The organism is Protofrankia sp. CiT1 (assembly GCF_917627335.1).
Classification (GTDB): domain Bacteria; phylum Actinomycetota; class Actinomycetes; order Frankiales; family Frankiaceae; genus Protofrankia.
Genome location: NZ_CAKJTP010000022.1, coordinates 7,011 through 19,423 on the forward strand (window position 1 = coordinate 7,011; position 12,413 = coordinate 19,423).

Annotated in this window: 9 protein-coding genes; 7 read left to right on the forward strand and 2 right to left on the reverse strand. The window is 67.4% G+C overall.

Going from position 1 to position 12,413, the window contains the following annotated elements:
• Together wecB and MJ785_RS06180 are read left to right on the forward strand one after the other, a co-directional pair.
• Positions 1–1,084 (forward strand): non-hydrolyzing UDP-N-acetylglucosamine 2-epimerase (gene wecB, locus MJ785_RS06175; RefSeq protein ID WP_239380173.1); only part of this gene is annotated, 1,084 nt, incomplete at its 5' end.
• Between the two features lie 483 nt (positions 1,085–1,567).
• Positions 1,568–3,262: a bifunctional diguanylate cyclase/phosphodiesterase gene (locus MJ785_RS06180; protein WP_239380174.1), complete on the forward strand. Its 1,695-nt coding sequence runs from the start codon at positions 1,568–1,570 to the stop codon at positions 3,260–3,262.
• On the opposite strand, the gene MJ785_RS06185 is transcribed toward MJ785_RS06180, so the two are convergent.
• Both MJ785_RS06185 and MJ785_RS06190 read right to left on the reverse strand, forming a co-directional pair.
• Entirely contained in the window at positions 3,201–3,875 is a 675-nt protein-coding gene (locus MJ785_RS06185) for a protein tyrosine phosphatase (protein WP_305039495.1), read from the reverse strand. The genes MJ785_RS06180 and MJ785_RS06185 overlap by 62 nt on opposite strands.
• On the reverse strand, positions 3,872–5,005 hold the full coding sequence (locus MJ785_RS06190) for a glycosyltransferase family 4 protein (protein ID WP_239310977.1): 1,134 nt from the start codon (positions 5,003–5,005) through the stop codon (positions 3,872–3,874). The genes MJ785_RS06185 and MJ785_RS06190 overlap by 4 nt, the downstream gene beginning before the upstream one ends.
• A gap of 175 nt (positions 5,006–5,180) precedes the next feature.
• On the opposite strand from MJ785_RS06190, the gene MJ785_RS06195 reads away from it, so the two are divergent.
• The 5 genes from MJ785_RS06195 (at position 5,181) to tpiA (ending at position 12,405) form a co-directional block, all read left to right on the forward strand.
• Positions 5,181–6,485, forward strand: coding sequence for a nucleotide sugar dehydrogenase (locus MJ785_RS06195; RefSeq protein ID WP_239372563.1), 1,305 nt, complete (start codon positions 5,181–5,183; stop codon positions 6,483–6,485).
• A gap of 117 nt (positions 6,486–6,602) precedes the next feature.
• Positions 6,603–7,778, forward strand: coding sequence for a glycosyltransferase (locus tag MJ785_RS06200; RefSeq protein WP_239380175.1), 1,176 nt, complete (start codon positions 6,603–6,605; stop codon positions 7,776–7,778).
• 1,470 nt (positions 7,779–9,248) lie between these two features.
• The gene (gene gap, locus MJ785_RS06205; RefSeq protein WP_239308503.1) at positions 9,249–10,259 is read left to right on the forward strand and encodes a type I glyceraldehyde-3-phosphate dehydrogenase; all 1,011 of its coding nucleotides are present in this window, start codon (positions 9,249–9,251) and stop codon (positions 10,257–10,259) included.
• Positions 10,260–10,381: 122 nt separating this feature from the next.
• Positions 10,382–11,584 (forward strand): phosphoglycerate kinase, encoded by a 1,203-nt coding sequence (gene pgk, locus MJ785_RS06210; protein WP_239308504.1) that lies wholly within the window; start codon positions 10,382–10,384, stop codon positions 11,582–11,584.
• Positions 11,581–12,405, forward strand: a complete 825-nt coding sequence (tpiA, locus tag MJ785_RS06215; protein WP_370652878.1) for a triose-phosphate isomerase — start codon at positions 11,581–11,583, stop codon at positions 12,403–12,405. The genes pgk and tpiA overlap by 4 nt, the downstream gene beginning before the upstream one ends.
• Positions 12,406–12,413: the final 8 nt, after the last annotated feature.

Consider the following 12,413-nt stretch of genomic DNA (forward strand, 5'->3'; position numbering starts at 1 on the left):
ACAGGCCACGCTGGTGCACACCGGGCAGCACTACGACAGCGCAATGAGTGGTGTGTTCTTCGATGAGCTCGGTCTGCCCACCCCGGACCACTTCCTCGGGGTCGGTTCGGGCAGCCACGCGGCCCAGACCGCGGGTGTGATGACGGCGTTCGAGCCGCTGCTCGAGGACGTCCGCCCGGATGTCGTCGTGGTGGTCGGTGACGTCAACTCCACGCTGGCCTGTGCGCTGGTCGCGGCGAAGGCAGGTGTTCCGCTCGCCCATGTCGAGGCCGGCCTGCGCAGCCGCGACTGGTCGATGCCGGAGGAGGTCAACCGGGTGGTGGTGGACCGAGTCGCCGACCTGCTGCTCGTACCGTCCGCGGAGGCCGCGGACAACCTCCGGCGCGAGGGCTACCGGCCGGACCAGATCCACCTCGTCGGCAACGTCATGGTCGACACCCTGCTCACGAACGTCGAGCGGGCGCGGCAGGGGCCAACGCTGTCCCGACTCGGCCTCGCACCGGGCGGGTACGGACTGGTGACGCTGCACCGCCCGTCCAACGTGGACGACGCGGACGTTCTTGCGGGCCTGCTCGGAGCCCTCGCAACGGTGGCAGTGCGATGCCCACTCATCTTCCCCCTGCATCCCCGGACCCGGGCACGCATCAACGGCCGGCTCCCGGCGGGCGTGACGGCGCTTCCGCCCGCTGGCTACCTCGACTTCCTGGCTCTGCAGGCCGGAGCGCGGCTTGTCCTGACGGATTCCGGCGGGGTCCAGGAGGAGACGACCGTGCTGGGGGTGCCCTGCCTGACGTTGCGTGACACGACGGAACGCGCAATTACTGTCACTGAAGGTACCAATCAGATCGTCGGCACCGATCCCGAACGGATCGTCGAGGCGGCGCAGAGCGCTCTCACGTCACCGCCGCCACCGCGGCGGCCCGCGCTGTGGGATGGCTGTGCTGGCAGGCGAATCGCGGAGGTGCTTCTCGCGGGGGCCTACGGTCGGCCCGGCAGCCGGCCGACCGACATCCTGACGGATGTCCTTGTCGAACCGGCCACCGGCGACAGCGGTGTCGCTGTCGTCCGCCAGTTCGCCCCGTAGTTCGCCGGCCGTTGTTCGGACCACATTGTGGCCGCCTCGGCAGACCACGCCGTCGGTGTTCAGGCATTGTGTGATCGGTGCCAGACGGACGGCCGTGGTACGGGTGACAGCCGGGGCGAAAAGGCTCCGGAGAGGCGCCGAAGCGCTGCATTCCGGACGAGTCCAGCGGGTTATCCTCTGATATCTCAGGTGAGGCATCCGGCACGTCTGCATTTCGGGGGAAATGATGTTTGTCCACAGTGGCGGCCGTCTCGGCCACAAGCCCGCGGCCACGCCGTCGGCTCAATGGTGAAGCTGCTCGCGCCCGGCCGTCGGGCGCGGCTCCGGGCTGTCTATGGATACATGTTACCGAGGGTTTCTTCAGCTGATTCTGCTGCTTCCACCCTTTCCACTGTTTCCGCGGATGTCTTTTCAACGACACGGGTAACCGCGCCGGGCCAGGCCGGCGAGCGGGTCGGTTCCGCTAGCGCAGGCATTGCGCCGATGACGGCGGAACCGGCGCCGCTTGTCGGTCTCGTCGCCACCGCCATCCCGGTCTGGACGATGTTGTTGATTGTCGCGACACTGCTGGCCTGGCCGATGGCGTACGCCGAGTTCGCCTCGTTGCTGGGGAGCGGTATGTGTCTCGCCGCTGTGATCTTCCTGGTTGAACTGGCTGGACTGGCTGTCCGCTTCCGGCCCACGGATCGCGAGATTCAGCCTGACCGCCCCGGCCGTGCGTGTGGGCGGGTCGACGAACTGACCGGCCTGGCCAACCGGCACGGCTTTCTCGACCAGGCCACTCATGCGTTCGCTGATATCTCGGGCAGCTGTTCCGTAGGGGACGGAGGCCCCGAGCGTACGCGGCCCGGATCCTCCGGTTATGTTTCCTTCGTTCTACTGCTGATCGACATCGATCGGTTCAATGAGATCAACGGCAGCCTGGGGAACGAATACGGCGACCGCCTACTGATTGAGGTAAGCCGGCGGATCAGCGTGGTCAGGAGGCCGAGGGATATCGTCGCACGAATCGGTGGGGACGAGTTCGTGCTGCTGCTGCACGGCATCGATGCGCAGCGGGCCCGGACAGTGGCGGCCGAGACGTTGGCTCGTGTCCGCAACGCTCTGGAGGTGCCGTTCGTCCTGGCCGGGATGCGGGTACCGCTGGAGGCGAAGATCGGTATCGCCGTTGCTCCCGAGCACGGTCGCGACGTTGGCGAATTGCTGTGTAACGCCGCCATTGCCCTGCGTGAAGCGAAGAAGGCGCGTGCTGGTTACAGCATGTACGACACACGGCTGGTTCGGCCCAGCCCGGCCCAGTTACGGCTGCGTACTGAGCTTCGCGCGGGCCTTCAAGGCGGGCAGATCGAACTGCGCTACCAGCCCAAGGCGGATCTGCGCACGGGCCGCGTCAGCGGGATGGAGGCGTTGGTGCGATGGCGCCATCCCACTGACGGCGTCCGCTCGCCGGACATTTTTCTCCCCGACATGGAAGCGGCGGGTCTGATGCCGGAGCTGACCTTGCTCGTCCTGCGGATGGCACTGAGCGAGTGCGCACGCTGGCGCGCGGCCGGGGCGGAGCTGTCGGTGTCGGTGAACGTTCCCGTGTCCGTGATCGTCGACTCCACCTTCGCACCGGTGGTGCACGATGCGCTCGGCGCGGCCGGAGTCCCTCCCGCCGCCTTCTGCGTGGAGATCACCGAGGATTCTGTGATGACGCGGCGTGAAGATGCCCAGCGCACGCTCGCCCGATTACGGGCGCTTGGCGTCCGGGTCAGCCTTGACGATTACGGCACCGGCTACTGCTCACTGGCCTACCTGCGTGATCTTCCGGCGGATGAGCTCAAGCTCGACCGGGTCTTCCTTCGTGACATCGAGTGGGACACTTCAGCCGCGGAGATCGTTCGTTCGGCTATTGCCCTGGCGCATACGCTCCGGCTGCGGATGGTCGCCGAAGGCGTCGAGACCATCCGGTTGTGGGCGCTGTTGGCAGCCTGGGGATGCGACGAGGCACAGGGCTATTTCATCTCTCGGCCGATGACCGGCGACGAGGTCCTGCCCTGGTTGGGCCAGTGGGCCCGGCACCCTCGGTTATTTCAGGAAATGATCATTATGGGTGGGGATATGACGGTAGAGGTCAGCCGGTCATGCGTGCGGCGAGAGTCAGGAGCCCAAGTGGCCGCGCCAGCGCGGCGCTGATCTGTTCGGCGCAGTACCGAAATGCCTCGATCGAGGCTCCGATCGGGTCGGCGATGTCGTCGTCGGTGGGACGCTCAGGCCGGGTCAGGCCCCGACGCCCCACCGCGAGGGCAACCAGCGCGTCCCCGTATGCCGGCAGTGAGCCAGCCGCATCGCCGTCGGAGGGGAGGCCGGTGGAGACGATGTCCGCGAGGGTGATTCCGGCGGTCAGACGGGCGAACTCCCGCAGCGTGAAGGTACGGCGCACGGCTTTCGGCACCATCGTCACAACGATGCCGCGGTGTTTGCGCTCCGCGCACAGCACGAGGCCGGCGCTGCGTACCGTGTCGACGTCGATGCGGTGCGCCCTGAACCCAGCTGGGTTGAGGCCTCGTTCGGCGAGGACTGTCGCGGTGTGGGGGTGCATGGGTGCGTAGGCACGGGCGTGTGTCCCGGCACTGCTGACGGTCACCGAATCCCTCTCGGCGCCCAGACCGGCCCGTAGCGCCGCGGCGGCGACGTACTCGGCCGTCGGTGACCGGCAAAGATTGCCCTTGCAGACCATCAGCACGTGCCACGGCGCGGGCACAGCGCTGGGAGGTGGCGCGATGGGGGTGGCTCCAGACCTCATCATGCCGCCGGCGTGTTGCGGGCCGGGTCGGGCTGTCCTTCGGCTCCGGTGTGCTCCGCCGGGAGTCGCCCGCTCCTGTCTGCGACCGCCCTGGCACGTCTGGTGGCCAGGAGGAGGCGAGGCAGCATGAGGTATCCGCAGATGAGCAGGATGGCCAGGGCAGCGGAGCCGAGTCGTACCGCAAGTGCCGCGCTGTAGCTGATAAGACCGAAAGCGGCGCTGGCCGCGGTCAGCGCTGAAACGAGTAGCGTGGCGCGGGTATGTGATCCGCCCATCACCGTGAGCTGCTGGTAGACGTGGTCACGGTGCGGCGTGTACCAGCCCTTGCCGGAGCGGATCCGTCGCGCCAGGGTGCAGGACGTGTCAGCGAGGTAGACCAGAAGCGGCGCGACAACGGTCTCGGGCCGGACTCCGTGCGCTACCGCGATCAGTGCCAGGACGGCGATCATTGCGCCAAGGGCGTAGCTGCCCACGTCACCGAGAAAGATCTTTGCGTGCGGGAAGTTGTAGGGGCCGAAACCGAGTGCGACGCCGACCGCCATGGCGCCGCCGTAGCGCAGGGTATCGAGCCCTTCCCAATGCCCGACAAGCGCGAAGGCGATGCCGGTCACGAGGGTCTGGCCAGCGGAGATACCGTTGATGCCGTCCATGAAGTTAAAAGAGTTGGTGAAACCGGTGATCCACACCGCAGCCGCGCAGGCGGCCGGCAGCACGAGCTGGACCGGGAGGTCCGGGCGGGTGACAACGAACCAGGCTGCGACCGTCGTACCTGCCGCCGCTATCTGGAGGCCGAGCCGGCGCGGTGCGGGGACGCCGTGGACGTCCTCGATGAGGCCGATGAGACCGAACAATGCGACCGCGACAACCACTACGAACATCTCAGGAGGGGGCGTGACCGCCGGATCGATGACGGGGACCAGCGTTCCCGTGAACAGCCCGAGGGCGACGGCCACGCCGCCGCCTCGGTAGGTCGGCACCAGGTGTGACGATCGTTCGGTCACCTGGTCGACTGCCGCAAGGCGGCGCATCCAATTGATCACGATTGGTGTCATGGTCATGGTGACCAGGAGCGCGACCACTGCCGAGAGCACCACGTCGTCCGCCACTCCTTCAGGTCCGTTCTTGAGTGCCACCGGGATGGCCACTTTATGTAGCAGTAAAATTACTCCCTGTGTTGCCAACTCTTCGCCGTGTCGCATCGGGGTCGTGGCTGAGCTCTGGGCTCGGGTGCGTTTCTGGGTGCGCTTCCGTTGCGACACGCACCGCGGCGTCCCTCTCGGCAATCTCTTGATCTGCGACTCTCTGCGTATGAGTCGTTGCGGAAAGTTGGTTGTCGTTGGCCAGGGCTATGTGGGCCTGCCGTTGGCGATGCGGGCGGTCGATGTCGGCTGGTCGGTCGTCGGGATCGAGATCGACGAAGGACGGGTCAAACGGCTCGGCATCGGCGAGTCGTACGTGGAGGACATCCCGGACTCGATCGTGGCCGCCGCACTCGAAAGCGGTCGTTACCACGCGTCGTCCCACTACGCGGACGCCGCCGGGTTTGACGTGGCTGTCGTGACGGTTCCGACGCCGCTGCGGGACGGCGTTCCGGACCTGTCCTATATCGAGAGCGCCGGGCGCAGCCTCGGTGCGCAGCTGGTGGCCGGGGCGACCGTGGTGCTGGAGTCCACGACGTACCCGGGCACCACCGACGAACTGTTCGGGCCTCTGCTGGAGGAGTCCTCCGGGCTGGTCGCCGGGGACTCGTTCTTCCTCGGATACTCGCCGGAGCGGATCGACCCGGGCAATCCGACCTGGAACCTGGTCAACACCCCGAAAGTAGTCTCGGGGATCGACGCGGCGTCGCTGCGGGCCGTACGGGAGTTCTACGACACCCTCGTCGAACGGACCGTGCCGGTGGCGGCCATCCGTACGGCGGAACTGACCAAGTTGCTGGAGAACACCTTCCGGCACGTCAACATCGCTTTGGTGAACGAGCTGGCGATGTTCGCCCACGAGCTGGGGGCCGACGTCTGGGAGGCCATCGAGGCGGCGTCGACCAAGCCGTTCGGCTTCCTGCGCTTCACCCCCGGTCCCGGCGTCGGCGGGCACTGCCTGCCGATCGACCCGTCCTACCTGTCGTGGCGGGTGCGGCGTAGCCTCGGGCGTAGCTTCCGGTTTGTGGAGCTCGCCAACGATGTGAACGACAACATGCCCGACCATGTCGTGCGCCGGGCCGTGGAGATGCTCAACCGTCGGCGCATGGCTGTGAACGGCAGCCGGATCCTCCTGCTGGGGCTGGCCTACAAGAAGAACACCAGCGACACTCGGGAGTCCTCGGCGGTGCGGGTCGCCGCTCTGCTCGCCGCTCTCGGCGCGGACGTGCGAGCCGCGGACCCTCATGTCGACGACTCCTGCCTGCCGTCGGGCGTGGCCTTTGTCGAGGCGGACGCCCAGGAAGTGGCCGCCGCCGACCTGGTCGTAGTCCTGGTCGATCACGATGCCTTCGAGCGGGGCCTGGTGGCACGCAACGCCCGCGCTGTTCTCGACACCCGCTGTTGGCTGCCGTCGCGGCGCTCCGGAGGCCATGATGATGTTGAGGTTGCCGGGGCTGATGTTGTCCTCCTGTGACGAGCGGTCCCCGTCCCGGCCGTCGGGTGGGTCGCTTGCGCGTTGGCGGCGCCGAGTGCGCCGACCGGCTGGTGGTACTCGCCTCGTCGCCGGTCAGGCCGTCGCCGGTCAGGCCGCGTGAGCGCCGCCCGGCCACGGACGGTGCTCCACGTCGTCGACACCGTGAACCGGAGTGGTCTGCTGCCGCGCACCGTCGAGCTGATGAGCCGGCTCGATCCGACTGAGTTCCGGCTGGTGTTCTGCGCCCTGGCCGGCGGACCGGGAGCGTTTGATCACGAGATCCGCTCGCTCGGGGGACAGGTGTACCACTGCCGGCTCGGCCCGTCCTTCCCGCGTGCTTTCTTCCTGTTGCTTCGCCAACTGCGGCCGTCGGTAGTCCACTCGTGGGCGCGGACATCCACCGGGACTGTGCTCGGGCTCGCCCGGATGGCCCGGGTGCGGCGGCGCGTCGCCCATCTCCACGACAGCCTGGGCGGGCGGGGCAGCGGCCCGGTGACGTGGCTGGGGCGCGCTGTCGACCGGGGCCTGATTGACGCTGGCGCGACCGATCTGCTGGCGGTGTCCGAGACCACCATCCGCAGGTTCTGGTGTTCCCAATGGCGGGCCGACCCGCGCTGCCGGGTGATCTACGACGGATTGGCGGTCGAGCCGTTTGGCGTTGCCATCGCGGCCCGGCGGCGAGCGCTGGAGGCCGCGCCGGCGGGCGTCGACATCCCGATCACCATGCTTCACACCGGACGGCTCGCGACGAACGACACGGGCCGGCTTCGCCCGGTGGAGATCCTTGCGGCGCTCAGCGCCCGCGGGGCCGACGCCCGCCTGCGGCTCGTCGGGCCTCAGGAGCCCGCGGAAACCGCGGCGCTGCTCGCCGCCGCGGTCAGGCATGATGTCCGCGATCGTGTCGAGCTGCTCGGGGAACGCGACGACATCCCGCGGCTGCTGGTCGCCGCGTCCTTGTTGCTGGTCACCTCCGACCGCGAAAGCCTGCCCAGCGCTGTGCCGGCAGCCTGCGCGGTGGGCACTCCCGTGCTGTCCGCGGACCTGGCCGGCGTAGGGGAGATCTCTCGGCTCCTGCCAGGGATCACCATGCTGCCGTTGTCCGCCGCGGACGGGCTCTGGGCCGACGCCGCGCGGGCGCTGACCGACGTCCCGCCATCGCTGGACGATCGACGGGCCGCGCTGCGGCACTTCGTCCGCTCACCGTTCACGATCGAGAACTGGCAGCGGGAGCTGACCGCGATATGGTCCGGGTCGCTTTCCACAGCCCTTCCAGCACTGCGCGGAAAGTCATGATCAAATGATATTTGATCATGAATGAGAATGTCTGCTGGGGGAATTCATGGGGATGCGGCAGGGGGTTTTCCGCAGACCATTTTAGCCGTTGTCGGATATCTATTAAAGCCGTCCACGGAACGGCCGATGAACATTTATCGGCAGGTTTTCCGGGTTGGGCTGGCGTACTGGCTGGGCCGCCACCACGTTCTTCTGTTCTTCCTTTTCCTTTTTCTTTTCGAGTTCGCAGCCGGTTGCCGAGGCGCGGCGGCACAAGTCGTTACGACCGGGGGCTGTCGCCGTAACTTGTGCCGCCGCACCCGCTGAAAGGTACCGGCGGCCCCCACCCCGGTGGGGTGAGTGGGGACGGAGGCGGGGACCGCCGATACCCGTTCGACCTCGGTGGCCAGGGCACGGTTAGCCGGCCACCGAGGAGCTTGTAGGCGTCCTCCGGCCGAACCGAAGACGGCGCGAAAAGGGCCAATATCGCGCCGCCCTCGGCCGGCCGGAGGCGGGAGAAACGATCTCGCGTCCAGCCCTCTTCCGCATGTTTCCAGCGGCGGTTGGTGGCTGAACTGTTTGGCAGCTTAGGGCGCTTCAAGCACGTGCGTCTACTCCCAGTTAGGCGACATCCGTCCCAGCGGAATTTGGTTCGCCCGCTGACCGCCGAGCCCTGAAATTACCGCGCCGCGCCGCATACGAGCGAGGCGATTCGCTGTCCCCGGAGCTGCCCGTGTATGAATTCTCGGTTCGCCCCGGCGTATCGCTCATTTTCCGGTACCGGTCCGCCGAAATACATTCGAGCCGGTATCGCCGAGGTGAACTCCGCCCTGCCTGGAATACCGGTCCGTGCCACCGGCGCCACCGGAGCCGGGGCCGGGGTCGGGGCGACGGCCCACCCGCGCCGGTGCCGGTATGGCCGTGCCGGCATCGACGCGACGCGGTGAGCCGCGGTGCGACGCGGTGCGGTGAGCCCGCGGCACGCCGTGGTGAGCCGCGGCGCTGGGCACGATGCGGTCCGGTGTTTGTGATCGAATATTTGCATTATCGAGAATATTGATGTAGGGCTTGGGTCGCAACGGTGGCCGGGGTGTGACCCATACGGATCCGGCAGGCACCGGTCTGGATCAATCCGGGGGCCGTCGTGCCCATGCCACTTCCGGCCGTCCTGTCGGGAGCAGCGCGGATGGCCGCTGGAGAGAGCGCGCCGTACCCGGACGGCAGGCGTGGAGGTATCGAAAATCGTTACGCTGCGTAAATGAAAATCTTGTGCTTCGCGAAACTATGAGCCAGGTCGGCACAAGCGCGATCCAGCCAGCCGGTAGTCCGACAAATCTGGAAAAAGCGCTAGGTAAGCAGCTCATGGGCGCGCCGGGCGCCGATCTGTGAGGAGGCCAACAGCGATCCGGCCGGATAGCGGCCGATGATGTCCGAAGTCGTTAGGCTCACTGCGACAACAGAAAGCACATGACGGCAGAGAGGTTCCCTGACGTGGTTACGCGAGTGGGTGTCAACGGCTTCGGCCGTATCGGCCGCAACTTCTGGCGGGCGCTTCAGGCGAGTAAGCGTAACGACGTACAGATCGTCGCGGTCAACGATCTTACTGATAACAAGACCCTTGCTCACCTCCTGAAGTACGACACGACGCTGGGTACGCTGGCGGAGGCGGTCAGTGTCGGCGATGGTGGGATCAAGGCCGGTGACAGTTTCATCAAGGTGCTCTCCGAGCGTGATCCGGCGGCGCTTCCCTGGGGCGATCTCGGGGTCGATGTGGTTGTCGAGTCCACCGGCCGGTTCACCTCGGCCGACGACGCGCGCAAGCACGTCCAGGCGGGCGCGAAAAAGGTCATCATCTCCGCCCCGGCCAAGGGCGAGGACCTCACCGTGGTCATCGGCGTGAACGACGACGTGTACGACCCGGCGAAGCACACGATCCTGTCGAACGCGTCATGTACGACCAACTGCGTCGCGCCGCTGGCCAAGGTCCTTGAGGACGCCTTCGGCATCGAGCGCGGCCTGATGACGACCGTGCACGCCTACACCAACGACCAGGTCATCCTCGACTTCCCGCACTCGGACCTGCGTCGTGCCCGTGCCGCCGCGCAGAACATCATCCCGACGACGACCGGCGCGGCCAAGGCGACGTCCCTCGTCCTGCCGCAGCTCAAGGGCAAGCTGGACGGCCTGGCCATGCGGGTGCCTGTCCTTGACGGCTCGGTGACGGATCTGGTCGCGACCCTCAAGCGCGAGGTCACGATCGAGGAGGTCAACGCGGCCTACCGGGCGGCGGCCGACGGCGCGCTCAAGGGCATCCTCGTCTACACCGAGGATCCGATCGTCTCCTCCGATATCGTCGGCACGTCGCCCTCGTGCACTTTCGACTCGCTGCTCACCATGGCCAGCGGCAACCAGGTGAAGGTCATCGGTTGGTACGACAACGAGTGGGGTTATTCCAACCGTCTGGTGGATCTCACCGCTCTCGTTGGCGGACGTCTTCAGTGACCATGGCACGATCATGAATTATCCGCGCGTGCGGCCCGTGCGCCGATCCGGGGGTCCGGATGGGCTGACGTGGGAGGTTTCGACAACTTTCGCGTGTTTTTGGAAACCCTGGAGCAAACGGCGTGAGAATGATTGACGATCTGCAGGTCGACGGGCGCAGGGTTCTCGTCCGCAGCGACCTGAATGTTCCGCTGGACCGGTCCGGGGACACTCCCCGAATCACCGATGACGGGCGGCTGCGCGCGAGTGTTCCCACCATCCGCGCGCTGCTGGACCGCGGTGCCCGGGTGGTCGTCTGCTCCCACCTGGGGCGTCCCAAGGGCATGCCGGACCCGGCGTACTCGCTCGCCCCGCTCGTCGGGCGGCTCGCGCAGCTGCTTGGGCGGCCGGTCACGTTCGCCGGTGACGGCGGTGGTGACATCGCGGGGCCGTATGCCCAGAAAGTCGTCTCCGAACTCGGCGACGGTGAGGTCGCTCTCCTGGACAACCTGCGTTTCCACCCCGGCGAGACGAGCAAGGACCCGGCGGTACGCGCCGCGTTCGCGGACCAGCTCGCCGGCCTGGCCGAGTGCTATGTCGGCGACGCCTTCGGCGCCGTCCACCGGGCGCACGCCAGCGTCGTGGATGTGCCCGCAAGGCTTCCGCACGCCGCCGGAGCGCTGGTAACCAGCGAACTGAAGGTGCTGGCGGCCCTCACCGGGTCTCCGGCTCGTCCCTACGTGGTCGTCCTCGGGGGCTCGAAGGTCAGTGACAAGCTCGCGGTGATCCGGGCGCTGTTGCCGAAAGTCGACGCTCTCCTGGTCGGCGGCGGGATGTGCTTTACCTTTCTCGCGGCGCGGGGACACGCCGTCGGCGGTTCGCTGCTGGAAGCAAGCATGATCGATACGTGTAAGGAGCTGTTGGGCGAGGGCGGGGACAGGATCGTGCTGCCCACCGACGTGGTGGTGGCCGAGGAGGTCTCGGCCGACGCGGTCACCGCGGTGGTCCAGGCCGACGCCATCGCCGACGCGCAGAAGGGCCTCGACATCGGCCCGGCGTCGGTGGCGCTGTTCGCCAGCCGGCTGCGCGGTGCCCGCACCGTGTTCTGGAACGGTCCGATGGGCGTGTTCGAGCTCCCGCCGTTCGCGGCCGGTACTCGGGGCGTGGCTGAGGCCATTGCCGGGGTCGACGGTCTGACCGTCGTCGGTGGAGGGGATTCGGCCGCCGCTGTCCGTACTCTTGGTATCCCCGAGGATTCTTTCAGTCATATTTCCACGGGGGGTGGTGCCAGCCTCGAGTATCTGGAGGGTAAGGTCCTGCCCGGTCTCGCGGCCCTGGAGGCATGATGGCGATCGACAAGCAAGCCGGCGACGGCAGGAAGCCGCGCGGCAGCGGGCGGCAGGCGCTGATCGCGGGCAACTGGAAGATGAACCTGAACCACCTCGAGGCGATCGCGCTCGTCCAGAAGGTGGCTTTCGACCTGAAGCCAGCCGAACTGGACAACGCCGAGGTCGTTGTCCTGCCTCCGTTCACCGACCTGCGCAGTGTCCAGACCCTCATCGATGGTGACAAGCTTGCCATCGGTTACGGCGCCCAGGATCTCTCCCCGCACGGTTCCGGCGCCCATACCGGTGACATCAGCGGTGCGATGCTCGCCCGGCTGGGCTGTGGCTACGTGGTGGTCGGCCACTCCGAACGCCGCGCTGACCACCATGAGGACGACGCGCTGGTGGCGGCCAAGGCGCGGGCCGCCTACAGCCACGGCATCACCCCGATCGTGTGCGTGGGGGAGCCCGAGACGGTCCGGGCGGCGGGCAGCCATGTCACCCACGTTCTCGACCAGATCGACGGTTCGCTCGACGGGATCACCCTGGAACAGGCCCGCACGCTGGTCATCGCCTATGAGCCGGTGTGGGCGATCGGCACCGGGCGGACCGCCTCCGCGCAGGACGCACAGGACATGTGCGCCGCGATCCGGGGGCGGCTCGCCAAGCACTTCGGCGCCGCGGCCGCCGCTGTCATCCGCATTCTCTACGGCGGGTCGGTGAAGGCGTCGAACGCGCCGGAACTGTTCACCCAGCCCGACGTGGACGGCGGTCTCGTCGGCGGCGCGAGCCTGGACGCGGCGGAGTTCGCGGCGATCGTCCGCAGCGCGCCGCCGAGCTGAGTCCTGAG